The following is a 24,216-nucleotide window of genomic DNA, read 5'->3' as shown; positions in this document are numbered from 1 at the left end:
CTCGAGGCAAGATGGCGGCCACGGACGCTGGCCCGCGTTGGGCGCTGGCGCGCCCGATGACCCCTATGGAGGAATGGCGCTGTGGACGGGCACGACGAACTGACGAATCTGGCCGACCGCTATTGGGACAGCGTGCTGGCGGCCGCGCCGAGCACGGCCACCCTGCTCGGTGACCACCGCTTCGACGACCGCGTCGAGGACCTCTCGCCCGGGGCCGAGCAACGGTTGTTGGCGACCTTTCGCGAGTTGCGCGATCAGGTCGACGCCCTCGACGCCGAAAAACTGAACGGCACCGACCGGGTCACCCGCAGCCTGCTGCGCACCGAATTGGATTCGGCCATCGACAATCTGGGGTGGCGACCGACCGAGCTGATGTCGGATCAGATGGACGGCGTGCACGCCGGAATGCTCATGATGGCGCCCCAGATCAAGGCGACGGAGCCGCAGCACGCGCATGCCCTTGTGCAGCGCCACCGGCAGTTCGGCACCCTGCTCGACCAGGCGGTCCAGCAGTTCCGCAACGGTTTGGCGGCGGGCCGCGCACCCGCGCGGATCACCATCGAACGCTCGCTCAACCAACTCGACGGCTACCTGGCCTCGGATATCGCCACCGATCCGTTCACCACCTTCGCCGGACCGGCGGACTGGGATGGTGCGGCGGCGTGGCGCGCCGAACTCACCGAGGTCGCGCGTGCGGTGATTCGCCCTGCCTTCCAACGCTATCGGGACATCCTGGCCGACGAACTGCTGCCCGCCGCCCGTCCCGACGACAAATGCGGCCTGGTCTGGCTCGGTGCCGACGGCGAGGACATCTACCGGCGGCAGCTGCGCCGCCACACCACCCTGCCCGATCTCGGCGCGGACGAGATCCACGAACTCGGCCTTTCCGAATTGGTGCTGCTGCGCACGGAATACGCCGCGATCGGCACCCGATTGTTCGGCACCACCGATACCACCGAAATCTTCACCCGCCTGCGCCGGGATCCCGAACTGCGATACGTCAGTGGCGAGGAGATCATGGCCGATGCGCAACGCGCGCTCGGTGCGGCGGTCGCGGAGATGGGCAACTGGTTCGGCCGGCTGCCCAAGGAATCCTGCGATATCGCCCCGGTGCCGGACTTCCTGGCCGCGGATGCGCCCGCGGCGTACTACTTCCAGCCCGCGGCGGACGGCTCCCGGCCGGGCACTTACTTCGTCAACCAGCACGAACCCACCGGCCGCAGCCGCTACGAGACGGCGGCGGTCGCCTACCACGAGGCGATTCCTGGGCATCATCTGCAGCTCACCATCGCCAATGAACTCGATCAGCTGCCGCGCTTCCAACGGCAGTCGTTCGCGAATACCGCCTTCGTCGAGGGTTGGGCGCTCTATACCGAACGCCTCGCCGACGAAATGGGTTTGTACGACGACGATTTGGCGCGCATCGGCATGCTGGCCGCCGATTCCTGGCGTTCGTGCCGACTCGTCGTCGATACCGGAATCCACGCCAAGGGCTGGAGTCGCCAGCAGGCCATCGACTTCATGGTGGCCAATGCGCCGGTCGGGCTGGCCGAGATCGAGGTCGAGGTCGACCGCTATATCGCGATTCCCGGTCAGGCCGTGGCCTATAAGGTCGGTCAGCTCGAGATTCGTCGGCAACGTCGGCAGGCGGCCGAACGACTCGGCGCTGACTTCGACATCAAGGCATTCCACGATGTGGTGCTCGGCTCGGGTTCGGTCAGCCTGCCGGTGCTGCGCGAACTCGTGTCCACACTGTGACCCGTTGAGCGGTTCTCTGAGTTGCGGCCCGGTCCGGGCCGGAGTCCAATGAATGTGCGGTGATCGAGCTCTCTAGGTAGGTCATGAACAGCACGTTCGGCTCTCGGCTCGGTCCGTTGCGCGGCAATCGCATGGTGCTGATCTGGGTGGTGCTCGGTGTGGTGGGTGCACTCACCGCGACGGTTCTGCTCGTGACCGGACATTCCGCGGATACGGGTGAAATGCGTACCGCGCGTACGCTTTCCGATTATTCGACGACACCGGGATTCACCGGTGCCCTGCCCGATTCGGTGAATCCGATCGGCGATGCCGCACCCCCGGTCGCCTTCGCGCCGCTGGCCGGGTTATCGCAGGCCGGGATGGCGGTGGCGTCGAGCCGCGCGGTGCAGGCGCTGGCCGACCATCCGCTCTTCGCCCAGCACGTCGGACTCGGCAGGGTCGATTGCAAACTGCCCGCCTGGCACGACGATCCGGAGGCGGCGCGGGCCTTCTACCGGGCCGCGATCGCTTGCCTCGACGCGTCCTGGGAACCGACATTGCGCGGCGCCGGACTGCCGTTCCATCCGCCGAAGCTACTCGCCCCCACCGAATCCCGTGATGTGGCAAGCCAATGCATGCAGCGGCTGCGCAACGGGCCGGCAACGTTCTACTGCGCCGCCGACGAAACCCTGGTCCTGCCCTACGATGCCATGCGACCGCTGTCCAGTGGTTCGCGCCGCGGCGCCCAATTGGCCGTTCTCAGTACCGAATACGGCCACCACGTGCAGAACCTGATCGGCGTCATGCAGGCCTACAACGAAAAGCGTTCGACCCTCGGCAGGGACAGCACCGCCGGTCGCGAACAAAGCCGCCGCATGGAGTTGCAGGCCCGCTGCTTCTCCGGCATGTTCCTCGGCACCAACTTCGGCCGTGCCGATATCGATGAACAGACCTGGACCGAGGCCTCCCACACCGTCCAGAGCGGCCACGCCACCCGCGACGCACGGATGCAGGGCACTGAAGAGAACGTATGGGGTTGGTGGAAATGGGGTTCCGACAAGGGCGATACCTGGGAGTGCAACACCTGGTACAGCTCCCCGGCGCACGTGGAATGAGTGCGTGCCGCGGTCAGCGGTGCGCTTCGGTCAGCACCTCGACGACGGCCGCGGTGTCCAGGTAGAACGGTCGGATCTCGGCGATCAGGCCATCGCGAAAGGTCATCAGCTGCATTACCGAGGTCTCCAGCATCCGGCCGGTGGCGCGGGCCAGCATGCGGCCGCGGTTATAGATGACCACCGCGTCGCCGTCCACCACGAACCGCTGCTCGAGGAACTCCAACGATGCCCAGGTGCGGCTCATCGCCGCCATGAATTGCGCGATGCCGTCGGGGCCGTGCCATTCGCCGCCGTAGGGGAGGTGCTCGGCTTGGTACATGACGACATCGGGGGCCAGGCAGGCGGCCATCGCATCGAAGTTCGCGCCCTCGGTGATGTAGGCGGCTTCGGCGGCGAAGAAGTTCTGCAGTGCTGCGCGGGTTGTGGTCACCAGGAAATCATGGCCGCCGGGGTGAAGCACTTCTGGCGGAAATCGGACGGCTCACTGGGCTCGGATCAGAAGGGGGTGCCGCGGCTGTGGATTGTCGGTGGGGCTACCTAGACTCTCAGGCGTGACCCCAGCGACTACTGATCAGCGTTCCCGCGTCGTACCCGTGGCAGCCAGTGACGCGGGTGGTGAGCGGCCGACGTTGTTGCTGTTGGATGGGCATTCGATTGCCTACCGCGCATTTTTCGCGCTGCCCGCGGAGAACTTCAAGACGGTCACCGGGCAGACCACGAACGCGGTGTACGGATTCACCGCGATGCTGATCAACCTGTTGCGGGACGAGAAGCCGACGCATATCGCGGCGGCCTTCGACGTCAATCGCAAGACCTTCCGCACCGAGGCGTATCCGGAGTACAAGGCGGGGCGCAATGCCACGCCCGATGAGTTCCGCGGTCAGGTCGAACTGACCAAGGACGTGCTCGGCGCCATGGGCATCCCGGTCATGGCGATCGAGGGTTTCGAGGCCGATGATCTGATCGCCACCATCGCGACTCAGGCCGTGGCCGAGGGCTTCCGCGTGCTGATCGTCTCCGGTGATCGCGATGCCATCCAGCTGGTCAGCGATGCGGTCACGCTGCTCTACCCGCGCAAGGGGGTATCCGATCTCACCCGGTTCACCCCGGATGAGGTGATGGCCAAATACCAGCTCACCCCGGCCCAGTATCCGGACTATGCGGCCCTGCGCGGCGACCCGAGTGACAATCTGCCGGGCATTCCGGGCGTCGGGGAGAAGACCGCCGCCAAGTGGATTCGCGAATACGGCGATCTGACCACCCTGGTCGACAAGGTGGACGAGGTGAAGGGCAAGGTCGGCGACGCGCTGCGCGCCAACCTCAGCAGTGTGGTGCTCAACCGCCAGCTCACCGAGATGGTCCGCGACGTCCCGCTGCCATACACCCCCGACCAGCTGGCCCAGCAGCCGTGGGACCGCAATAAGATCCACCAACTCTTCGACGATCTGGAGTTCCGGGTACTGCGCGACCGGCTCTTCGAAACCCTCGCCCCGCCGGAGCCCGAGGCCGAATCCGGCTTCGAGATCAGCGGCGGCGCGCTCGAGGTCGGCGCGGTCGCCGCGTGGCTCACCGAACACGCGAAAGTAGGTGTCCGCCATGGCATTTCGGTGGTCGGCACCGGCACGCCCGGTAATGGCGACACGCGCGCGCTTGCCATCGCCGCCGCGGACGGCGAGAGCGGCTACATCGATGTCTCCGTGCTGACCCCGGAAGACGAAGTCGCACTTGGCGCTTGGCTGGCCGATCCGGCCGTGCCGAAGGCGCTGCACGAGGCCAAGGCCGCGATGCACGCGCTGCGCGGTCGCGGCTGGACCCTCGGCGGTCTCACCAGCGATACCGCCCTGGCCGCCTACCTGGTCCGCCCCGGCCAACGAAGCTTCAATCTCGACGATCTCTCGCTGCGCTATCTGCATCGTGAACTGCGCGCCGAAACCGCGGAAACCCCGCAGCTGTCGCTGCTCGACGAAGCCGACACCGTGGACGCCGAGCTGGCACAGACCGAAATGCTGCGTGCCAGGGCGGTTCTCGACCTGGCCGAGGCGCTCGACGGCGAACTGCGCCAGATCGAATCCAGCGCACTGCTCGACGATATGGAATTGCCGCTGCTCGGTGTGCTCGCCGAATTGGAGAATGCGGGCATCGCGGTCGATACCGATCAGCTCGAGTCCCTGCAGCGGCAATTCGCCGACAAGGTCACCGATGCGGCCAATGCCGCCTATGGCGTGATCGGCAAGCAGATCAACCTGGGCTCACCCAAGCAGCTGCAGGTGGTGCTCTTCGACGAACTCGATATGCCGAAGACCAAGCGCACCAAGACCGGCTACACCACCGACGCCGACGCGCTGGAATCGCTGTTCGAGAAGACCGAGCATCCGTTTCTGCGGCATCTGCTCGAACACCGAGATGCCACCCGGCTCAAGGTCACCGTGGACGGTCTGCTGAAATCCGTCGCCGACGACGGCCGCATCCACACCACCTTCAACCAGACCATCGCCGCCACCGGCCGCCTGTCCTCGACCGAGCCGAATCTGCAGAACATCCCGATCCGCACCGACACCGGTCGCCAGATCCGCGATACCTTCGTCGTCGGCCCCGGCTACCAGTCGCTGATGACCGCGGATTACAGCCAGATCGAAATGCGCATCATGGCCCACCTTTCCGGTGACGAAGGCCTGATCGAGGCCTTCAACTCCGGTGAGGATCTGCACACCTTCGTCGCCTCCAAGGCCTTCGATATCCCGCTGTCGCAGGTGACGCCCGAAATGCGGCGCCGGATCAAGGCGATGTCCTACGGCCTCGCATACGGTCTGAGCTCCTACGGCCTTTCGACGCAGCTGAAGATCAGCACGCAGGAGGCCAAGGAGCAGATGGAGGTCTACTTCGACCGCTTCGGCGGCATTCGCGACTACCTCTACGAGGTGGTCGAACAGGCGCGCAAGGTCGGCTACACCGAAACCCTCTTCGGTCGCCGCCGCTACCTGCCCGATCTGGACTCCAGCAACCGCCAGCGCCGCGAGGCCGCCGAGCGCATGGCTCTCAACGCGCCCATCCAGGGCACCGCCGCCGACATCATCAAGGTCGCGATGATCAACGTGCACAAAGCGATCAAGGAGGCGGGTCTGCGCTCGCGCATGCTGCTGCAGATCCACGACGAACTGGTCTTCGAGGTTGCCGAGGGGGAACGGGACACCCTGGACGCACTGGCCCGCGAACAGATGTCCTCGGCGATCACGCTGTCGGTCCCGTTGGACGTCTCCGTCGGCACCGGCCGCAGCTGGGATTCCGCCGCGCACTGATCGATGATGCGGCACACCGGATTTCCGGTGTGCCGCATCGCATTTCAGTGCCCGGCAGCAGTTCCATCATGCTGCCCGACCAGATCGACACTCGCGTCGGCGAATGCCTTGGTGGCAGCTCTGGCGACTGTGCGGATACACGTCAGACCGCTGGATCGTTCATGTCCGAATGACGTCGCACCAGCTTCGCCGATCCGGCGCTCAGATCGATCTCATCGCGCGGCGGGGCCCCGTCCGACTTATCTTCTTTATGCATCAAAGCCGTCTGCCGCTGCTCGAATTCGTGATGCTTCGAACCTTGAAAGGCCGCGGCGACCAGTTCGAATCCGGTCGCGGAGACCGGGGTGTGCTTGCGATTTTTGAACCACGGCAGGATCCGACTTCCGGTGAGCCGATTCCACAGCACCTCGACGAATGCGAGTCCGATCAGCAGTATGGCCAAACCGGGAATGGTCATGGCGACAAGGGCACCCATGTGACCGAAAGTACCGACGCGACCGCGGCTTGCCATCCGTCCTTGGTGCTATGCCCCTGAGCTGCGACGATGATACTCGCGAGTAGGCGCGACGAGGTGACAAATGTGGTTGCTATCGAGGGAAGATCGCCCTATTCTGGTCCGCGTGCCGAATCCCGCCGACCGCCACAGCGCCGCGCTCCATGTCGCAGACCGCGACAGCGCAGTGCTAATTCCGCTTACCGCGATGGTGGCAACCCGGCGACTTCTCGTAGTAACCCGCCGTAGCGGGGTCTGATTCGGACCGGCCCCCTCGCTGCGGGCTACTCACTACTTACTGCTGGTCCCCTCTGTCAATGAGAAGACAATCCTCGGGAAGACCTCCGCACAATGACCATCCTGACTCTTGATCCCAACATGTTCATCGCCGCCGCCCCCAAGGCGCTGCGCGCCGAATGCGCCGATCTGACACCTGCGCAGTTCCACCACCGCTATTGCGAGCACACCGGCCCGATTCGGGTCGGCGACTGGTCGCCCGCGGGCAAGCGGAGCGCTGAGTTCACGGCCACCCTCGAATTCGCCGACCACCTGCGCACGGTGATCGCCACCGGCAGTCCGGTCGCCGCGATGACCTCGGCCCTCTATGACGAGGGCTATCCGGTCGAAATCCTGCAATTCCACCAGCGCCGCACCGCTGCGGGTACCGCGACGTTCGTGCAGTGCGAATGCAACGGCAGGCGCGGCTGGGGCGCGGCCATGGCCGACGACGGCGCCGAATCGACGGTGCGCGCCATGATCGCGGGCGTCAACAAGCTCGGCGCCTGAGCGAGGCGAAAACGCAACGGGCCGTTCACATTCCACCGACTGTGAACGGCCCGTGCGAGTTCGACTTACTGACCGGCCTGCTGCTCGGCGAGCTGCTTGCGCACCTCGTCCATATCCAGCGCCTTCACCTGGGTGACCAGATCCTCCAGCGCGGCGGGCGGCAGGGCGCCGGGCTGCGCGAAGACCAGTACGCCCTCGCGGAACGCCATGATGGTGGGAATCGAGCGGATGTTGGCGGCGGCGGCCAGACCCTGTTCGGCCTCGGTGTCGACCTTCCCGTGCACGACATCGGGATGCTTGTCCGAAGAGGCCTCGAAGGTGGGTGCGAAACTCTTGCACGGACCGCACCAGTCGGCCCAGAAATCGACGAGTACCACGTCGTTTCCGGTGACGATCTCATCGAAATTCTGTTGGTTCAGCGTCTGGGTGGCCATGACGTCCTCTCGTGTCGTATGTCGCCAGCTATAACGTCCGGCGCGGTATATATCTTCCGGCGGTGCCGCTATCTTCCTCGGGCGACCGGCCACTCGCGCCGTTGATCGCCGTCCCAACGGCGGATACCCACCACCGTGGCCGGGAAATCACGGTCCCTGGCGACGGCGTGGATCGCCTCGCCCAAATGGTGCGGGGGCACCCGTCGGGCCAGCGTGATGTGCGGTGTCCATTCGTCGGGTCGCACATTCGACGGTATGCCGGGACACGGCGAAACGACCGAGAAAATACGACGTTGCATGGCGAGCAACTGTTCCGAGGGCACCACCGACCGAACCAGGATCGGATGGCGCGCGCCGAAGACCAGCAGCCCGCCGAGTCGTATCGGAATCGGCCGGAAACTCAGCTGGTCCAGCGCGTGATCGATGCGCGGCCAGATCTGCCTGGCCACCGCGATGGTGATATGCGGCCGATTGGTTTCGACATGCTTGGCGGCCAGACTCGGAATGCCCGCATCCGCGAGCAACTGCCACTGCCGCCGGATCTCCGCATCGGCCACATCGTCCAATAACAATTCGACCGACTGCACCATAGTTCACGAGAGGTTAGCCGCCCGCGCGGCTCGATGGGCGGCGAACACGCGGCCCAGTTGTCGGCGCACGAACCGTGGCGCGGGAGGATGGCCCGGTGAACCGTATGCGTCTCGGCCTCATCGAAGGTGACGGCATCGGCCCCGAGGTGGTCCGCGCCACCAGCGCGGTGGTCGACGAAGCACTCGCCGCGGTCGGCGCGCCCTCGGTCGACTGGGTTCGGTTGCCGATGGGGCAACGCGCCATCGAGGAATTCGGCGATCCGCTGCCGGAGCAGACGCTCGCGGCTCTCGACGAACTCGACGCCTGGATCCTCGGCCCGCACGACAATGCCGCCTACCCGCCCGAACTTCGAATCGCGCCAGGTGGCGTCATCCGCAAACGCTTCGGGCTCTACGCGAATATCCGCCCTGCCCGTGCCTTCGCCGGAATCAAGGCGAGCGCTCCCGATATCGACCTGGTGATCGTCCGGGAGAACAGCGAGGGTTTCTACGCCGACCGCAATATGTTCGCCGGGTCGGGCGAGTTCCGGCCCACCCCGGACGTGGCGATGGCGGTCGGCCTGATTACCAGGCAGGCCTGTGAGCGGATCGCGCACGAGGCCTTCCGGCTCGCGGCCGCGCGGCGCAAGCGGGTCACCATCGTGCACAAGGCCAATGTGCTGCCCATGACCATGGGCCTGTTCCGTGACGTCTGTTATGAGGTCGCCCGCGGCTATCCGGGCGTCGAGGTCGACGACGAACATGTCGACGCGGCCGCCGCCCATCTGGTCCGTGCGGCCCGCTACTACGACGTGCTGGTCACCGAGAACCTCTTCGGGGACATCCTCTCCGATCTCGCGGGCGAGCTGAGCGGCTCGCTCGGCCTCGCCGCATCGCTCAACTGCTCGGCGACCAAGGCGATGGCCCAGGCGGTACACGGCGCCGCGCCGACACTGGCCGGACACAATCGCGCAAACCCGGCGGCGCTACAGCTCTCGGCGGCAATGTTGTTGCACTGGCTGGGAATTCGCGACAACAATCGCACGCTGTCGAGTGCGGGTGAACGTATCGAACGCGCTGTCGCGGCCACCTTTGCCGCGGGCATCGCCACCGCCGACCTGGGCGGTCTCGCCTCGACCAGTGAATTCACCGAGCAGGTCGGCGCCAGGGTGCACCGGCGCTGACCCGGAGCGGCGCGGCGACCAGGAACCCGATTCATTCGAACATCGGACCGTCCGGTAGGGTCCAGCGCCGGTGCCTGAGTGTTTGCTGTGCTCGGAGTGTTCCGCACGGAACGGATAATCTTCCGTTACTGTCCAGCACGAAACGCCACGATCGCTTAGATTGCCAAACGGGTGGTGACACCCGGGTTTCTCGAATCCGAAATGTGGAGGGCTGCTGTGTCTGTTCGATCGGTTCTTGGCAGGCGCGCCCTGCAAGCGATGTGCGTACTCGCCGGTGGTGCACTGGTGTTGACGGGCTGTAGCAACTCCGAGGACGATTCGCCCGCGGTGGCGAAGGTGCAGGGTATCGACAAGTTCGATACGGCCGCCGCGCTGCTCCCGGACAAGATCAAGCAGTCGGGCAAGCTCGTCGTCGGAGTGAATATCCCCTATCAGCCCAATGAGTACAAGGATCCGAGCGGCAAGATCGTCGGCTTCGATGTCGACCTGATGGATGCGGTCGCCGCGACCCTCGGTCTCAAGGCCGAATACGTCGAATCATCCTTCGAGAAGATCATTCCCGCGATCCAGGCGGGCACCTACGACGTCGGCATGTCCTCCATCACCGACTCGAAGGAACGCGAACAGAGCGTCGACTTCACCACCTACTTCAACGCGGGCAGCCAGTGGGCGCAGCAGACGGGGAAGCCGGTCGACCCGGACAATGCCTGCGGTAAGCGGGTCGCGGTGCAAGCCACCACGGTTCAGGACACCGACGAGATCCCGGCGCGCAGCAAGAAGTGCGAGGCGGAGGGCAAGCCCGCCATCGATAAGAAGCCGTTCGACGAGCAGAGCGCGGCGACCAACGCGCTGGTACTCGGCCAGGTCGATGCGATGTCGGCGGATTCGCCGGTGACCGCGTACGCGATCAAGAAGAGCGACGGCAAGATCGAGGCGGCGGGCAAGGTCTTCGACTCCGCACCCTACGGCTGGGCCATCCCCAAGGGTTCGGCGCTCGGCAAGGCGCTGCAGGCCGCCGTCCAGCACCTGATCGACAACGGTAAGTACGTGGAGATCACCAAGAACTGGGGTGTGCAGGAAGGCGCGATCACCAAGTCGGTCATCAACGGCGCCGCGAGCTGATCGATGTCGTCATCCGAAACCACGTCGGCGCCCGGCGACAACACCGGGCCCGGCGGGCCGATCGACGCGGCAGAACCGGAGCCGATCAAGGCCGTTCCACTACGCAGGCCGGGCCGCTGGATCGCCGCGGCGATCATCCTCGCCCTGCTCGGGCTCTTCATCTACGGCGCGGCCACCAATCCCGCGTACGGATGGGGCACCTATCGAAAGTATTTGTTCGACAGCCGGATCGCCTCCGGCGCCGTGGTCACCCTCGAGCTGACCGTGCTCGCGATGGCGATCGCCATCGTGCTCGGCGCGTTGCTCGCGGTGATGCGTCTTTCGCCGAACCCGGTGCTGCGCGCCGTGGCGTGGGTGTATCTCTGGATCTTCCGTGGCACACCGGTTTTCGTGCAGTTGGTCTTCTGGGGTCTGTTCCCGTCGCTGTACAAGTCGATCCAGCTCGGTGTGCCGTTCGGGCCCGAGTTCGTGCGGGTCGACGTGCAGGGATTGCAGGCCGCGTTCACCTTCGCGGTGATCGGCCTCGCCCTGAACGAGGCCGCGTATATGGCCGAAATCGTCCGTGCCGGAATCAATTCCGTCGGCGAGGGGCAGCGCGAGGCCTCGACCGCGCTCGGCATGTCGTGGTCGCAGACCATGCGCAGGACCGTGCTGCCCCAGGCCATGCGGGTGATCATCCCGCCGACCGGTAATGAGCTCATCGGCATGCTGAAGACCACCGCGCTGGTCACGGCGATCCCGTTGAGCACCGATCTGTACGGGCGGGCCCGTGATATCTACGGCGTGAACTTCCAGCCGATTCCATTGCTTTTGGTCACTGCCACTTGGTATCTCGCGGTCACCAGCTTGCTGATGGTCGGTCAGTATTACCTGGAGCGCTACTACTCGCGAGGCGCGTCCCGGCAGCTGACCGCCAAGCAGTTGCAGGAATTGGCCGACGCTCAGACGATTGTGAAGGCGAAATGAGCGTGACGACAGACAAGGTCGAGCCGACCGGCGCACAGCCGATGATCCGCGCGGATCGGGTGTGCAAGAACTTCGGTGCGCTGCAAGTGCTCAAGGGCATTTCGCTCGAGGTCGGCCGTGGCGATGTGCTGTGCCTGATCGGGCCTTCGGGATCGGGGAAATCGACCTTCCTGCGCTGTATCAACCACCTCGAGCAGGTGAATGCGGGTCGGCTCTATGTCGACGGCGATCTCATCGGCTATCGCGAAAAGGGTGGCAAACTCTACGAATTGCATCCGCGTGATGCGGCCAAGCAGCGGCGCGATATCGGCATGGTTTTCCAGCATTTCAACCTCTTCCCGCATCGGACCGCGCTGGAGAACATTGTCGAGGCGCCCATTCAGGTGAAGGGCATCCGCAAGGCGGATGCGACGGCGCGGGCGCATGAGCTACTGGACCGAGTCGGTATGGGGGACAAGGCGAATGCCTATCCGGCCCAGCTCTCCGGCGGTCAACAGCAGCGCGTCGCCATTGCCCGCGCGCTGGCCATGGATCCCAAGCTGATGCTCTTCGACGAGCCGACCTCGGCGCTGGATCCGGAGTTGGTCGGCGAGGTGCTCGGGGTCATGCGGGAACTCGCCGCCGACGGCATGACGATGGTAGTGGTGACCCACGAAATGGGTTTCGCCCGTGAGGTTGCCGACCAACTGGTGTTCATGGACGGCGGTGTGGTCGTGGAGGCGGGTAATCCGCGCGAAATGCTCGCCGACCCGAAACATGAACGCACCAAGGCATTCCTGTCGCGTCTGCTCTGAATTCAGCTCCCGCCCAAGCCGATACGGAGTTGTCCGAGTAGGACTTTCGCCGCCGGACTGCCCGGACGATCGCGCCGCCACGCCAGCGCGAGTTGTCCGCGCAGCTCCGGTTCGGTGATCGGCAGTACCCGGACACCGAATGCCGCGGCCTCCTCGGTGGTCAGCGCGGGCACCACCGCGATGCCGAGGCCGCGGGCGGCGAGTCGGAGCAAGAGCGGGGGAGCGGCGGCCTCGAATGCGATATCGGGCTCGAATCCCGCTGCGGCACAGGCGCGATCGAATACGCCGCGGATGCCGGTGCCGCGCGGTAGACAGATCAGCGGTTGCCCGCGCAACTGCTCCAGGGTGATCGAGGCACGCTTCGTGCCGCCGGGCGCGAGGGCTGCGACCACCGGGGTATCGAGCACGACGTCGATGCCGATCTCGGCGCCGATCTGCGCGCCGGTCAACCCGACCAGGGCGATATCCAGCTCACCGCTGCGCACCGCCGCGAGCATCCGTTCGGAGGTGTCCTCGGTCAGGCTGATGCCGACCTGCGGGTGGTCGTCGTGAAAATCCGCGAGCACCGAGGAGATGTCGAATTCCTCGTCGCCCGCGCCGGAGATGCAACCGAGGCGGACGTGGCCGCGCAGCAGTCCGGTGAATTCGTCCACCGTCGCGGTGATCCGCTCGGTCGCCGCCAGCGCGGCCCTGGCATGCGGTAGCACCGCCGCGCCCACCTCGGTCAAGGTCACCGAGCGGCCGCCGCGATCCAGCAACGGTTGTCCCAGTTCGTGTTCGAGCTGGCGAATCTGTGCGCTGAGACCGGGTTGAGCCAGGTGCAATCGGGCGGCGGCACGGGTGAAATTGGCTTCCTCGACCACGGTGACGAAGTAGCGGAGCTGGCGCAGTTCCATAACTGTTGATTATAGGATCGAGCAGAACTATCTGTTGTACTTCTGACTCGGCTCGCGGCATTGTCTGAGGCATGGGAAACATCGCAGAGATCATCGACATCTTCACCGGCCCGGTCTTCCGTCCTGGCGATGGCGGATACGACGAAGAGATCGCAGGCTTCCAGGCCGCATACCACCACCGCCCGGCACTGGTCGTCGGCGCGGTGCACGCCGAGGACGTGCGCAGTGCGGTGGAATATGCCGCGCGCCAAGGACTTCCGGTCGCGGTCCAGGCCACCGGGCACGGCCTTTCGGTCGCGGCCGACGGCGGTGTGCTGATCAGCACACGCCGGATGACCGATATCCGAATCGATCCGCAGACGCGCACCGCCCGCGTCGGCGCCGGAGTGCGGGCGGGCGCGCTGGTCGAGGCCGCCGCACCGTACGGACTGGCGCCGTTGAACGGATCCTCGCCGTCGGTCGGGGTCGTCGGCTACAGCCTCGGCGGCGGATTGGGTCTGCTGGCACGGCAATTCGGCTACGCCGCCGAACATGTGCGCGTCATCGAGATCGTCACGGCGGACGGTCGGGTTCGCACGCTGACCCCGGGCGACGAGCTCTTCGGCGCGGTGCTCGGCAGCGGCGGCAACTTCGGCGTGGTGACCGCGCTGGAACTGGAGTTGGTTCCGGTCGCCACCGTCTACGGCGGCCAGTTGGTCTTCGATACACCATTGGTCGAGCAAGCCCTGGCAGCCTGGAAGGACTGGACCGCAACGCTGCCCGACGAGTTGACGTCGACGGTCACCGTGATGACCTTCCCGCCCATTCCGCAGATTCCGGAACCGCTGCGCGGACGCTATGTCGCATCGATTCGGATCGTCTACAACGGATCCGCCGAGGAGGGTGCGCGTCTGGTCGCGCCATTGCGCGCGGTCGGGGATCGTCTGAAGGATGACCTGCGGGTCATGCCGTACACCGAATCGCACACCATCCACAGCGATCCCGATCACCCGCATGCCTACGCCGCCACCAATGCACTGCTCGGTGAGCTCACCGGAGAAACCTTGTCGGCCTTGGTCGAGGCCACCGGACCCGCGTCGTCGATCCAGGCGGTGGTCGATATTCGCCACCTCGGCGGAGCGCTGGGCAGGCGGGGACCCGCGGGGATCAGCGTGGACAACCGGGACGCCGAGTACATCGTTCGCGTCATCACCATGCCCGGCCCCGATGCGGGTGACGCCGCACCCGAGGACCATGCGGCAGTCCGCGCGGCACTCGCGCCGTGGACCGTGGGTTACAGCCTGAACTTCCTCTACGGCGCGGGTGCCGCCGCCGACGAGGCGCAGACCCGAGGTGGCTATGCACCGGACAGCTACGCCCGGCTGGCCGCGCTGAAGGCGAAGTACGACCCGCGCAACATGTTCCGCTTCAACCGCAACATCGCACCCGCGAACTGACCATCGCGACCGCCCCCGGCACCTGTCGCCGGGGGCGGTCGAGTGCTATCTTCGTGATATCACTTTGATACTCGGAGGATGTCATGAAGCTTCGGTCGGCGTTCCACGTCAACGGCTTTCTCGTATTGGTCTCGTGGTTTGTCCTCACGCTCCTGATCGGTGGCGGCGCCATCGCCGGATACGCGGTGGCCGCGCACAACGACAATGTGCCCGCCATGGTCGGCGCGATCATCGCGACCGTGCTCGTAGTCGTGCTCCTGCTGCTGGTCACCGGGCTGACCGTGGTCAATCCCAATGAGGCCAAGGTCGTTCAGTTCTTCGGCCGCTACATCGGCTCACTGAGCGAACCAGGCTTCTACTCCGTTGTGCCGTTTACCGACCGCCGCAGCATCTCGCTGAAGGTACGCAACTTCGAGACCCAGAAGCTCAAGGTGAACGATGCCGACGGCAATCCGGTGGAGATCGCCGCCGTGGTGGTCTACCGGGTGGTCGACAGCTTCAAGGCTGCATTTTCGGTCGACGACTACGAGGAGTACGTGGAGACCCAATCCGAGGCGGCCGTGCGACACCTGGCCACGACCCACCCCTATGACGGGCACGACCAGAACACCACCAGTCTGCGCGACGGCGCCGAGGTGGCCGAGGAGTTGACCATCGAACTGCGCGACCGCACCGATCTGGCGGGCATCGAGGTCATCGAGGCCAGGATCACCCACCTCGCCTACGCGCCCGAGATCGCCCAGGCCATGCTCGTGCGGCAGCAGGCGGCCCAGGTGGTCGCCGCGCGCACCCGCATTGTCGAGGGCGCGGTCGGCATGGTCCGCCTCGCGCTGGACCGGCTCGCCGAACAGGGCGTTGTCGAACTCGACGAGGAACGCAAGGCTGCCATGGTCTCCAACCTGCTGGTCGTCCTCTGCGGTGACCGCGCCACCCAACCCGTCGTCAATACCGGCTCGCTCTACTCCTGAGTCGCCTGATGGCCGAGCGCAAGAAGATCCTGCTACGCCTGGACCCGGCGATACACGAGGCCATTGCCCAATGGGCCGCCGACGACCTGCGCAGTATCAATGCCCAGATCGAGTACGCACTGCGCCTCGCGTTGAAACAGGCGGGGCGCGTGGCGAAATCGAAGCCGGCTGACGAGTAGCCGGAATGGGCTCTGGCGCAACGATGCCGAACGCCCACACACGGGTGTTCGGCATCGTCGGCTGTCGAGGTGTCAGTGCGCGAGTTCGCCGAGGAGGTCGAGACTGTCGGCGTACAGCGCGTGTTGCGCGTCGCGGTCATAGGACGCCGGCGATGACGGTTTCGCGGTACGGCCCACGAAATGCTGGCCGGTCACCTTGTCGAGCGACGGATCGGTGACCAGCCACGCGAGATCCTCGCCCGATCGGCGCGGCGTATTCACGCCGGGCAATAGCACCAGACCCCGAGCGACCGTGCGCCACAACAGTTTTGCCGCCGCTCCGGCATCCCTGGCGAGTCCGGTGCCCGGCATCAGTCCCGGATCGAAGGCATTCACCGTGATGCCGCGCGTCTCGAACTGGCGCGCCAATTCGTAGGTGGTCTGCAGATTCGCCAACTTAGAGGTGCTGTAGCGGCGACGTCCGTCGCGCTGCGCGGATTCGGTCGGATCGGGTGGGTAGGCGAGTTCGCGGACATTGGTATCCAGCGGATCGGGCATGCCGGTGAACTGATCCGGATTGTGCGTACCCGAGGTGACGAAGACGATGCGCGCGGGTGCGATCAGATCGTCGACCAGTGCTCGGACCAGAGCGACGTGCCCGAGGTGGTTGACGCCGAAGGTGGCTTCCACGCCGTCTTCGGTGTAGCTGCGGCGGGTGAACTGCAGTCCGGCATTGCACACCAGTGCGCGCAACGGGGGCAGTCCGCGGCTGCGGAATTCGGCGGCGAAATGCGCGACGGAGGCCAGTGCGCCGAGGTCGAGCGTTACTGCTTGTGCGCCGATGGCGCCGGCTTCCGCCTGGGCGCGGTCGGCGTCGCGCCCGGTCACGACGACCGTCCACCGTGGCTCGGCGGCGAGTGCCCTGGCGCATTCGCGGCCGAGTCCGCTGGTGCCGCCGGTGATCACAACAGTTCTGTCACTTGTTGTCATATGGCAGAGTCTGCCATATGGCGCGCTGTGCGACAATACTCGGATGTCGTTGCGGGATCGGAAGAAGGAGCGGACCAGGCGCGCGATCGCCGATGCCGCGCTGCGGTTGTTCGTCGAGCGCGGGTACGACGCCGTGACCGTGGCGGATATCGCCGCCGAGGCCGAGGTGGGGACGCGCACCTTGCACCGCTACTACGCGAGCAAGGACGAATTGCTCTTCGCCGAGGACGACGAACATCGCGCGGAACTGGCCAGGCTGCTGGCCGACCGCCCGGCCGACGAATCCCCGGAGGAGACCATGGCCGCCGTCATCGGCCCGCTGGTCGAACGCTTCGCCGACCGACTCGCCGACGCGCGCGCCCGCGATGCGCTGATCGCGGCCAACCCGGCCCTGCAGGCTCGCGAGCTGGCCAAACGCAATGCAGTGGAATCTCTTGTCGCCGTACACCTTGCGCGCCGATCGGGGGTAGCGGCGGGCACCGATGTGCGGCCGCTGCTCTGGGCCAAGGTCGGCATGGCCTGTTTCTTCGCGGGCTATGAGATCTGGTTGCGCACCGGCGGGGACCTCGGCTCGCACATCGGCGATGCGCGAGCCGCATTACTCGACGGATTCCGATCGGCCGGTATCTGATTCGGTGTCTCAGGCCGAGCGCGAGCGACAGCACCGCCGCCCGCCTCGATCCGAACTTCGCGGCCCTCCCGGCGTTCTGAGAACTACGTGTTGACCGGTTTGTGGGTGACGAAAATGGCGGTGCCGGGGAACAACTCGCCACGCAGCGGACTCCACTGACCCCACTCCCGCTCCAGCCATTCCGGCCAGTCCGGTTCGACGATGTCGTCGAGCAGCAGCCCGGCGGCAACGATCTCGCGCACCCGATCGCCGATGGTGCGGTGGTGTTCGACGTAGGTCGGCGTGCCCGCACTGTCGACCTCTACATATGGCGTGCGGTCGAAATAGGGGATCGAGGCGGTCAAACCGGCGGGCCCTGGGTCGTCCGGAAATATCCAGCGCATCGGATGGTTCACCGAGAACACCCAGCGACCGCCCGGCCGCAACACCCGCGCAACCTCGCGCATCACCTGTTCGGAGTCCGCGACGAATGGGACGGCGCCGAAGGACGAACACGCCAGGTCGAAGGATTCATCGGCGAACGGCAGTGCCTCCGCCCCTGCCTGCACCAAGGGCACCCGCGGCCCGCCGCGCGCCATTGCCGCGAGTCCGCGCGCGAGCATCCCCATGGACAGATCGAGTCCTACCGGGCGCGCGCCCTGGCCCGCCAACCAGCGTGAACACGGCGCGGATCCGCACCCGATCTCCAGGATCCGCTTGCCCGCGACCTCGCCGAGGAAATGCATATCGCCCTCGTGCAGACCCTCCGGGCACCAGATGAACTCGCCCTCGGGGGAGTCGACGCCGAGAAAGTCGGCGTGGGTTTCGTGATACTGGTCGGCATCGGCGTCCCACCAGCGCCGACTGGCCTGCTGGCTGGCGGCCGAACCGATTCTGGTCCGCGCGGTCGCGGTGGTCCCGAGCAGTGCGTTTGCCTGCGTATGACGATCTTCCGACACGTCGTCAGACTATCCCGGCGTGGCGTCGGGACCGGTTTGCCCGGCTGGACCAAGGTCGCGTACGCTGAACGCGCGAGTGCCTTGGGTACTGCCCGTACCGGTGTCATTGCAGTAACAATCTGCGGCGGCAACTGTACAGAAGTAACGCCAACACCCGTGCTGAGTTTCACAAGCGTTTGCGTGCGGTACGTTCATTATGTCCGTCACGTCGCGTCATCGCGGTGAGATCGCAGCGTACCGAAAGTTCCAATGTCCGCAACCGACCACAATCCGTCCGGAGCAAACCGACACATGCCCACCACCGTCACCTCGCCGCAGGTAGCCGTCAACGACATCGGCTCCGCCGAGGACTTCCTCGCCGCCATCGACGCCACGATCAAGTACTTCAACGACGGCGACATCGTCGAAGGAACCATCGTCAAGGTCGATCGCGACGAGGTCCTGCTCGACATCGGTTACAAGACCGAAGGCGTCATCCCCTCTCGCGAACTCTCCATCAAGCACGATGTCGACCCCAACGAGGTCGTTTCCGTGGGCGATGAGGTCGAGGCTCTTGTTCTCACCAAGGAGGACAAGGAAGGCCGCCTGATCCTGTCGAAGAAGCGGGCGCAGTACGAGCGGGCGTGGGGCACCATCGAGGAGCTCAAGGAGAAGGACGAGGCCGTCAAGGGCACCGTCATCGAGGTCGTCAAGGGTGGTCTGATCCTCGACATCGGTCTGCGCGGCTTCCTCCCGGCCTCCCTGGTCGAGATGCGCCGGGTCCGCGACCTCCAGCCCTACGTCGGCAAGGAGATCGAGGCCAAGATCATCGAGCTGGACAAGAACCGCAACAATGTGGTCCTGTCCCGCCGCGCCTGGCTTGAGCAGACCCAGTCCGAGGTCCGCAGCGAGTTCCTGCACCAGCTGCAGAAGGGCCAGGTCCGCAAGGGTGTGGTCTCCTCGATCGTCAACTTCGGCGCGTTCGTCGATCTCGGCGGCGTCGACGGTCTGGTGCACGTCTCCGAACTGTCCTGGAAGCACATCGACCACCCGTCCGAGGTTGTCGAGGTCGGCAACGAGGTCACCGTCGAGGTTCTCGACGTCGATCTGGACCGCGAGCGGGTTTCGCTGTCGCTCAAGGCGACCCAGGAAGACCCGTGGCGTCAGTTCGCCCGCACCCACGCGATCGGCCAGATCGTGCCGGGCAAGGTCACCAAGCTGGTTCCGTTCGGTGCGTTCGTGCGTGTCGAAGAGGGCATCGAGGGCCTGGTGCACATCTCCGAGCTGGCCGAGCGCCACGTGGAGGTCCCGGACCAGGTCGTCGCGGTCGGCGACGACGCGATGGTCAAGGTCATCGACATCGACCTGGAGCGTCGCCGGATCTCGCTGTCGCTGAAGCAGGCGAACGAGGACTACCACGCCGAGTTCGACCCGTCGAAGTACGGCATGGCCGACAGCTACGACGACCAGGGCAACTACATCTTCCCCGAGGGCTTCGATCCCGACACCAACGAGTGGCTCGAGGGCTTCGACAAGCAGCGCGAAGAGTGGGAAGGCCGGTACGCAGAGGCCGAGCGTCGCCACAAGATGCACACCGCGCAGATGGAGAAGATGGCGGCCGACGCCGCGGCCGAGGCCGCGAACGGCGGCGGTGCGTCGGGCAACTACTCCTCCGAGAGCGGTTCGCAGGCGTCCTCCGGCCAGGCCGAGACCGCCGGCGGTTCGCTCGCCAGCGACGCCCAGCTCGCGGCCCTGCGGGAGAAGCTCTCCGGCAACGCCTGATTCGTAGAGCAGTAGCGAAGGCCCCGGTCCGTTCGGACCGGGGCCTTCGTGTTGCTCGCGGGAGCTTTCAGCGGATGTTAAGGATTCGCCAATGTCGTTGCGTGAGCCTCGGTGTCGAGAACAACAGCGACACGGCGAACCGACCTACTGTGGCAGCGCCTGGACCTCGGTCGTCGCGCAGATGGTGACCTGACCTCCACGGTAACTCTCCCCAAGAAATGGCGAAAGGTGCTCTGACCTACGATGATTCGGCAAACGTGGCTCCGGCCGCGCATGCTGAAGACCAGTCCGGCACCAACTGCACCCCACCGAGCCACCGGTTGAGTGCAGTCGTTCCGCGCCTGGCGCGTTGGGTGTGCGTCAACTGAATTCATCAGGTAGTTCTGCGGATTCGCCGGTAGTGTGCGCGGGCATGGGGAGCAATCCGGGCAAGAACGAATATCTCGACCAAGTGGTGGCGCAGCAGGCGGCACTGGAGGGGGATCTGCGGACACGCAAGCCGACCCCCGCACCCGCGCAGGCATTCGCCGGGGCGCCATCCGCACCGGGCGGTCCGGCGCCGCGCGGCGCGATCGCCAAGCGGGCGGATCGGGTCGGGCCGACACCGCAGGGTAGCGGCCCTGGCCCAGTGGAGGTTCGGGTCACCGGATTCTGGCGCTGGCAAACGGTTTTGGTGCCGCCCAATGCCTTCGTCGTGCACACCCGCCGCGGTCGCGGCGAACCGCTGCACATCGGACTCGGGGTGTCGTTCCGCTTCAATCCCGCGACGGATTCGTATCTCGTTGTGCCGGGCGCGATGCAGACGATTCTCATCAATGCCTACTGCATCTGCAGTGAATTGCAGGGCGTGCTGGTACAGGGCTATGTGCAGTGGATCATCGAGGATTTCGCCACCGCCTATCGCAAGCTCGACTTCTCCGATGCCGAAGATCCCATGCGGCTGGTCAATATTCAGCTGCGCGAGCAGGCCGAGGCCGCCATCAAGGACAAAGTCTCCACGATGGGCGTGCGCGATGTGCTCAGCGATAAGCAGCCGATCATCGAGGAGTTGACGGCGCGGCTGCGGGCGGTCGCCGAGGGCAGCGCCGATCGAAATACCAAGGCGGACAGCGATCGTGGGCTCGGTCTGCGCATTGTCACGGTGCAGATCAAGGAGGCGGTGGTCAGCTCCTCGACGCTATGGGAGAACCTGCAGAAGCCCTACCGCAGCGAACAGAACCAGATTGCCCGCCTTGCCGAACTCGCTGCGCAGGAAGTACTTTCGGCCCGCGAGACCGAGGCGAATCGCCTCGCCGAGGAACGCAGGATCGAGAACGAGCGGGAATTGGCCGAACTGCGAGCGCGCAGCGAGGCCGCTCGATTCGACCGGGAGACCGCGGAACAGCTGCGGCGCACCACCCGTGCACACGACGATCAGCGCACGGTGGCCGAGCTCGCCAAGGAGACCGCACTGCACGCGCTGCGGCTAGAGCGCGAGCAACACGGCGAAGAGGCCGAAAACTTGCGCAGGAAGCTGGAATTGCGGGAGCTGGAACTCGACGGTGAGATCGGCGTCGCGGCCCGTCGCGCGCGGGCAGCGCATGATGACGCCCTGCTCGATCTGGAACGGGATCGAATTCGGATCGACAATACGAATCACCGCTCGGCTGCGGCCACACATGCGCAATTGGTGGATTCGCTTCCACAGATCGTCGCGCAGTTGCCGACGCCCGCCGAGCTGAAGACCTATCAGCTGGGCGGCGACTTGTCCGGACTGTCAACGCTCATCGGCCAGCTGACACGCGTGCTCGATGCCTGGTCGACAGCGCGGCCCGTCCCGGAGTCCAGCAGGTCCGCGCTCGATGAGTAGCGCTGCGCCGCAGATCATCTCGACTGCCAGCGCGGTACGAGGCGAGGCGGCGTGCGCCATGCCGACCGGAATCGCTTGGCGCTACGTCGGCTCGCGTAGGCTCTGGCGTCGGTGCACGTAGATGGCAAGGGTGCAGGCGAATAGGCGACATCCGGCTCGACCGAGCCCATTCGGACCTGGCCACAAAGGAAGGGAACACCACGCATGTGCGCAGCGAGTCCGTTGAGCGGTCTCAACCGTAGGCAGTTCCTGGCGAAGGCCGCCGCGGCCGGAGCGGTGGGCGCGCTGGCGTCCTGGGCCGATCCGATCATCGAACGTGCCTACGCCGCCGATCCGGCCGGGACCGGCGGCCTCGGCGATATCGAGCATTTCGTGCTGCTCATGCAGGAAAACCGTTCCTTCGACCACTATTTCGGCACCATGTCCGGCGTGCGCGGCTTCGGTGAGGCATCCAAGGCCTGGCAGCAGTACGGCTGGACGCCCGGTGTCGGTCCGACCCCGGACGGTTTCGTGAACCCGTTCCGTCTCGACACCACCCGTGGCGCGACCCTCGACGGCGAATGCATCAACGATCCGGACCACAGCTGGGGCGGTATGCACCAGGCTTGGAACAACGGCGCCAACGATCAGTGGATGCCGATGTCCATCGCCAGTGTCGGCCCCGCCAACGCGCCCGCGGCCATGGGTTACTACCTGCGCGAGGACATTCCGATCCACCACGAACTCGCCGATGCGTTCACCATCTGCGACAACTACCACTGTTCGGTCCTCGGCCCGACGGATCCGAACCGGCTGTACTGGATCAGCGCCACCATCGACCCGGATGGTGTTGCGGGTGGACCGCTGCTGGAGACGCCCACACTGATCCCGCAGCACGTCTACAGCTGGCGGACCTACCCGGAGAACCTCTCCGAGGCGGGCGTCAGTTGGAAGATCTACAACAACCGGGATGTGGGCCCGCTGTCCTCGGTGATCCTGGACGGCATGCTCGGCTGTTTCACCCAATCCGCGGATCCGAATTCCGAATTGGCCCGGCGCGGTCTTGCGCCGGTGTACCCGAACGACTTTCAAGCCGATGTCGCCAACGACACGCTGCCCGCCGTGTCCTGGGTGATTCCGTCTTTGATCAACTGCGAACATCCCGCGTTGCCGGCGGCGTTCGGCGCGTTCGGCATCGTGCAGCTGCTCGATATCCTCACCTCCAATCCGAAGGTGTGGGAGAAGACCGCGCTGATCATCAGCTATGACGAGAACGGCGGCTTCTTCGACCACGTCACCCCGCCGACCGCACCCGCTGGCACACCGGGTGAATTCGTCACCGTCCCGCTGGATGGGGTGAAGGCCGCCAAAGGTATCGCGGGTCCGATCGGTTTGGGGTATCGCGTTCCCGGCCTGGTGCTTTCGCCGTACAGCCGCGGCGGGCTTGTCGCATCGGAGACCTTCGATCACACCTCCCAGTTGCGGCTGCTGGAGACTCGTTTCGGCGTGGAGGTGCCGAACCTGACACGGTGGCGGCGCAGCGTCACCGGCGATATGACCTCGGCCTTCGATTTCGGCTCGACCCCGAATGCGGCCAGGCCGGTGCTCAGTGATCCGAAGCCGAAGATGGATGCCGCGATCGCCCAATGCGGCCCGAATATCGCACAGGGCACCACGAACTCCGGTGTCCCGTATCCGGTGCCGCCCAACCAGATGCCGACCCAGCAACCCGGTTCGCGACGCCGTCCGAGTGGCATCGTGCGGGGCTAGGCCGCGGAAGCCGGTACGGCAGCACGAAGTGACCCAGCCCTGAGAGGGCTGGGTCACCGGAGGTTTGTCACCAGATGGGCGGCAGAAGTCAGCTGGCGGTCGCAGGCACCCAGTACGCGGTCGCGGCGGCGGAGCGTTTTCGCATGGCCGCGAAGCTGTGCCGAGCGGGGCTGATCAAAGCAGTGAACCACGAGCGGCGGTGCTCGGCGAGCGCTGCCGCGACGGCGGGGTGCTTGATGCAGTGCATGCCCCCCGCCTTGCCCAGGCGGTGGCGACCCGCCTGGTTGATTTTGGTGCCCAATGGTGTTCCTTTGCTTGCTGGTGCTGGCCTGGATCGCCACGGC

23 protein-coding genes are annotated in these 24,216 nt (G+C 65.7%); 15 read left to right on the top strand and 8 right to left on the bottom strand.

Annotation, left to right across the window (positions count from 1 at the left end):
* Window positions 1-81: 81 nt before the first annotated feature.
* Together ACQP1T_RS27625 and ACQP1T_RS27620 are read left to right on the top strand one after the other, a co-directional pair.
* Window positions 82-1,758: a DUF885 domain-containing protein gene (locus ACQP1T_RS27625; protein WP_433755972.1), complete on the top strand. Its 1,677-nt coding sequence runs from the start codon at window positions 82-84 to the stop codon at window positions 1,756-1,758.
* An 83-nt stretch (window positions 1,759-1,841) separates the two neighbouring features.
* Window positions 1,842-2,852 carry a neutral zinc metallopeptidase gene (locus tag ACQP1T_RS27620; protein ID WP_433755971.1) on the top strand — a complete coding sequence of 337 codons (1,011 nt, stop codon included), beginning with the start codon at window positions 1,842-1,844 and terminating at the stop codon, window positions 2,850-2,852.
* Window positions 2,853-2,865: 13 nt separating this feature from the next.
* Here ACQP1T_RS27620 and ACQP1T_RS27615 read toward each other — a convergent pair whose 3' ends face one another.
* Entirely contained in the window at window positions 2,866-3,282 is a 417-nt protein-coding gene (locus ACQP1T_RS27615) for a nuclear transport factor 2 family protein (RefSeq protein ID WP_433755970.1), read from the bottom strand.
* Window positions 3,283-3,403: 121 nt separating this feature from the next.
* Between ACQP1T_RS27615 and polA the strand changes: the two genes are divergently transcribed.
* Window positions 3,404-6,148 (top strand): DNA polymerase I, encoded by a 2,745-nt coding sequence (gene polA, locus ACQP1T_RS27610; protein ID WP_433755969.1) that lies wholly within the window; start codon window positions 3,404-3,406, stop codon window positions 6,146-6,148.
* Window positions 6,149-6,290: 142 nt separating this feature from the next.
* On the opposite strand, the gene ACQP1T_RS27605 is transcribed toward polA, so the two are convergent.
* Window positions 6,291-6,623 (bottom strand): DUF6191 domain-containing protein, encoded by a 333-nt coding sequence (locus ACQP1T_RS27605; protein ID WP_433755968.1) that lies wholly within the window; start codon window positions 6,621-6,623, stop codon window positions 6,291-6,293.
* A 369-nt stretch (window positions 6,624-6,992) separates the two neighbouring features.
* Here ACQP1T_RS27605 and ACQP1T_RS27600 point away from each other — a divergent pair, with 369 nt between their 5' ends.
* Window positions 6,993-7,427, top strand: a complete 435-nt coding sequence (locus ACQP1T_RS27600; protein WP_433755967.1) for a 2-keto-3-deoxygluconate kinase — start codon at window positions 6,993-6,995, stop codon at window positions 7,425-7,427.
* A gap of 65 nt (window positions 7,428-7,492) precedes the next feature.
* Here ACQP1T_RS27600 and trxA read toward each other — a convergent pair whose 3' ends face one another.
* Together trxA and ACQP1T_RS27590 are read right to left on the bottom strand one after the other, a co-directional pair.
* Complete coding sequence (gene trxA / locus ACQP1T_RS27595; protein WP_040688945.1) at window positions 7,493-7,861, bottom strand: thioredoxin; 369 nt, start codon at window positions 7,859-7,861, stop codon at window positions 7,493-7,495.
* Between the two features lie 68 nt (window positions 7,862-7,929).
* On the bottom strand, window positions 7,930-8,451 hold the full coding sequence (locus tag ACQP1T_RS27590) for a 2'-5' RNA ligase family protein (protein WP_433755966.1): 522 nt from the start codon (window positions 8,449-8,451) through the stop codon (window positions 7,930-7,932).
* Window positions 8,452-8,555: 104 nt separating this feature from the next.
* Here ACQP1T_RS27590 and ACQP1T_RS27585 point away from each other — a divergent pair, with 104 nt between their 5' ends.
* The 4 genes from ACQP1T_RS27585 to ACQP1T_RS27570 all read left to right on the top strand — a co-directional run bounded on the left by ACQP1T_RS27585 (window position 8,556) and on the right by ACQP1T_RS27570 (window position 12,496).
* Entirely contained in the window at window positions 8,556-9,614 is a 1,059-nt protein-coding gene (locus ACQP1T_RS27585) for an isocitrate/isopropylmalate dehydrogenase family protein (protein ID WP_433762391.1), read from the top strand.
* Window positions 9,615-9,872: 258 nt separating this feature from the next.
* Window positions 9,873-10,736, top strand: coding sequence for an ABC transporter substrate-binding protein (locus tag ACQP1T_RS27580; protein ID WP_433762389.1), 864 nt, complete (start codon window positions 9,873-9,875; stop codon window positions 10,734-10,736).
* Between the two features lie 3 nt (window positions 10,737-10,739).
* Window positions 10,740-11,702 carry an amino acid ABC transporter permease gene (locus tag ACQP1T_RS27575; RefSeq protein ID WP_433755965.1) on the top strand — a complete coding sequence of 321 codons (963 nt, stop codon included), beginning with the start codon at window positions 10,740-10,742 and terminating at the stop codon, window positions 11,700-11,702.
* 41 nt (window positions 11,703-11,743) lie between these two features.
* On the top strand, window positions 11,744-12,496 hold the full coding sequence (locus tag ACQP1T_RS27570; RefSeq protein WP_157110474.1) for an amino acid ABC transporter ATP-binding protein: 753 nt from the start codon (window positions 11,744-11,746) through the stop codon (window positions 12,494-12,496).
* Window positions 12,497-12,498: 2 nt separating this feature from the next.
* Here ACQP1T_RS27570 and ACQP1T_RS27565 read toward each other — a convergent pair whose 3' ends face one another.
* Entirely contained in the window at window positions 12,499-13,392 is an 894-nt protein-coding gene (locus ACQP1T_RS27565) for a LysR family transcriptional regulator (RefSeq protein WP_433755964.1), read from the bottom strand.
* Between the two features lie 71 nt (window positions 13,393-13,463).
* Between ACQP1T_RS27565 and ACQP1T_RS27560 the strand changes: the two genes are divergently transcribed.
* From ACQP1T_RS27560 to ACQP1T_RS27550, 3 genes are all read left to right on the top strand, one after another.
* Window positions 13,464-14,828, top strand: coding sequence for an FAD-binding oxidoreductase (locus ACQP1T_RS27560; protein ID WP_433755963.1), 1,365 nt, complete (start codon window positions 13,464-13,466; stop codon window positions 14,826-14,828).
* 83 nt (window positions 14,829-14,911) lie between these two features.
* Window positions 14,912-15,796: an SPFH domain-containing protein gene (locus ACQP1T_RS27555; RefSeq protein ID WP_433755962.1), complete on the top strand. Its 885-nt coding sequence runs from the start codon at window positions 14,912-14,914 to the stop codon at window positions 15,794-15,796.
* An 8-nt stretch (window positions 15,797-15,804) separates the two neighbouring features.
* Window positions 15,805-15,975: a toxin-antitoxin system HicB family antitoxin gene (locus ACQP1T_RS27550; RefSeq protein ID WP_433755961.1), complete on the top strand. Its 171-nt coding sequence runs from the start codon at window positions 15,805-15,807 to the stop codon at window positions 15,973-15,975.
* A 72-nt stretch (window positions 15,976-16,047) separates the two neighbouring features.
* Here ACQP1T_RS27550 and ACQP1T_RS27545 read toward each other — a convergent pair whose 3' ends face one another.
* Window positions 16,048-16,944: an SDR family NAD(P)-dependent oxidoreductase gene (locus tag ACQP1T_RS27545; RefSeq protein WP_433755960.1), complete on the bottom strand. Its 897-nt coding sequence runs from the start codon at window positions 16,942-16,944 to the stop codon at window positions 16,048-16,050.
* A gap of 43 nt (window positions 16,945-16,987) precedes the next feature.
* Here ACQP1T_RS27545 and ACQP1T_RS27540 point away from each other — a divergent pair, with 43 nt between their 5' ends.
* Window positions 16,988-17,575 (top strand): TetR/AcrR family transcriptional regulator, encoded by a 588-nt coding sequence (locus ACQP1T_RS27540; protein WP_433755959.1) that lies wholly within the window; start codon window positions 16,988-16,990, stop codon window positions 17,573-17,575.
* Window positions 17,576-17,658: 83 nt separating this feature from the next.
* Here ACQP1T_RS27540 and ACQP1T_RS27535 read toward each other — a convergent pair whose 3' ends face one another.
* Complete coding sequence (locus ACQP1T_RS27535; protein WP_433755958.1) at window positions 17,659-18,513, bottom strand: class I SAM-dependent methyltransferase; 855 nt, start codon at window positions 18,511-18,513, stop codon at window positions 17,659-17,661.
* A gap of 291 nt (window positions 18,514-18,804) precedes the next feature.
* Between ACQP1T_RS27535 and rpsA the strand changes: the two genes are divergently transcribed.
* The 3 genes from rpsA (at window position 18,805) to ACQP1T_RS27520 (ending at window position 23,872) form a co-directional block, all read left to right on the top strand.
* Complete coding sequence (gene rpsA, locus ACQP1T_RS27530; RefSeq protein ID WP_433755957.1) at window positions 18,805-20,274, top strand: 30S ribosomal protein S1; 1,470 nt, start codon at window positions 18,805-18,807, stop codon at window positions 20,272-20,274.
* Between the two features lie 412 nt (window positions 20,275-20,686).
* Window positions 20,687-22,123 carry an SPFH domain-containing protein gene (locus ACQP1T_RS27525; RefSeq protein WP_433755956.1) on the top strand — a complete coding sequence of 479 codons (1,437 nt, stop codon included), beginning with the start codon at window positions 20,687-20,689 and terminating at the stop codon, window positions 22,121-22,123.
* Window positions 22,124-22,327: 204 nt separating this feature from the next.
* On the top strand, window positions 22,328-23,872 hold the full coding sequence (locus ACQP1T_RS27520) for a phospholipase C (protein ID WP_433755955.1): 1,545 nt from the start codon (window positions 22,328-22,330) through the stop codon (window positions 23,870-23,872).
* 88 nt (window positions 23,873-23,960) lie between these two features.
* Here ACQP1T_RS27520 and ACQP1T_RS27515 read toward each other — a convergent pair whose 3' ends face one another.
* Entirely contained in the window at window positions 23,961-24,173 is a 213-nt protein-coding gene (locus tag ACQP1T_RS27515) for a hypothetical protein (protein ID WP_157110460.1), read from the bottom strand.
* Window positions 24,174-24,216 lie beyond the last annotated feature (43 nt).

It is taken from the genome of Nocardia sp. CA-135398, assembly GCF_050955845.1.
GTDB lineage: Bacteria > Actinomycetota > Actinomycetes > Mycobacteriales > Mycobacteriaceae > Nocardia.
This window is presented reverse-complemented; position numbering and strand designations above follow the sequence as displayed.

Excerpts from the sequence above, each read along its gene's own strand:
- ACQP1T_RS27590 (WP_433755966.1), bottom strand. The coding sequence starts at position 8,451 with ATGGTGCAGTCGGTCGAATTGTTATTGGACGATGTGGCCGATGCGGAG.
- ACQP1T_RS27570 (WP_157110474.1), top strand. The coding sequence starts at position 11,744 with ATGATCCGCGCGGATCGGGTGTGCAAGAACTTCGGTGCGCTGCAAGTG.
- ACQP1T_RS27580 (WP_433762389.1), top strand. The coding sequence starts at position 9,873 with ATGTGCGTACTCGCCGGTGGTGCACTGGTGTTGACGGGCTGTAGCAAC.
- ACQP1T_RS27575 (WP_433755965.1), top strand. The coding sequence starts at position 10,740 with ATGTCGTCATCCGAAACCACGTCGGCGCCCGGCGACAACACCGGGCCC.
- ACQP1T_RS27520 (WP_433755955.1), top strand. The coding sequence starts at position 22,328 with ATGTGCGCAGCGAGTCCGTTGAGCGGTCTCAACCGTAGGCAGTTCCTG.
- ACQP1T_RS27620 (WP_433755971.1), top strand. The coding sequence starts at position 1,842 with ATGAACAGCACGTTCGGCTCTCGGCTCGGTCCGTTGCGCGGCAATCGC.
- ACQP1T_RS27560 (WP_433755963.1), top strand. The coding sequence starts at position 13,464 with ATGGGAAACATCGCAGAGATCATCGACATCTTCACCGGCCCGGTCTTC.
- ACQP1T_RS27540 (WP_433755959.1), top strand. The coding sequence starts at position 16,988 with ATGTCGTTGCGGGATCGGAAGAAGGAGCGGACCAGGCGCGCGATCGCC.
- ACQP1T_RS27565 (WP_433755964.1), bottom strand. The coding sequence starts at position 13,392 with ATGGAACTGCGCCAGCTCCGCTACTTCGTCACCGTGGTCGAGGAAGCC.
- ACQP1T_RS27605 (WP_433755968.1), bottom strand. The coding sequence starts at position 6,623 with ATGGGTGCCCTTGTCGCCATGACCATTCCCGGTTTGGCCATACTGCTG.
- ACQP1T_RS27585 (WP_433762391.1), top strand. The coding sequence starts at position 8,556 with ATGCGTCTCGGCCTCATCGAAGGTGACGGCATCGGCCCCGAGGTGGTC.
- trxA (WP_040688945.1), bottom strand. The coding sequence starts at position 7,861 with ATGGCCACCCAGACGCTGAACCAACAGAATTTCGATGAGATCGTCACC.
- ACQP1T_RS27525 (WP_433755956.1), top strand. The coding sequence starts at position 20,687 with ATGGGGAGCAATCCGGGCAAGAACGAATATCTCGACCAAGTGGTGGCG.
- ACQP1T_RS27545 (WP_433755960.1), bottom strand. The coding sequence starts at position 16,944 with ATGACAACAAGTGACAGAACTGTTGTGATCACCGGCGGCACCAGCGGA.
- rpsA (WP_433755957.1), top strand. The coding sequence starts at position 18,805 with ATGCCCACCACCGTCACCTCGCCGCAGGTAGCCGTCAACGACATCGGC.
- ACQP1T_RS27550 (WP_433755961.1), top strand. The coding sequence starts at position 15,805 with ATGGCCGAGCGCAAGAAGATCCTGCTACGCCTGGACCCGGCGATACAC.
- ACQP1T_RS27600 (WP_433755967.1), top strand. The coding sequence starts at position 6,993 with ATGACCATCCTGACTCTTGATCCCAACATGTTCATCGCCGCCGCCCCC.
- ACQP1T_RS27555 (WP_433755962.1), top strand. The coding sequence starts at position 14,912 with ATGAAGCTTCGGTCGGCGTTCCACGTCAACGGCTTTCTCGTATTGGTC.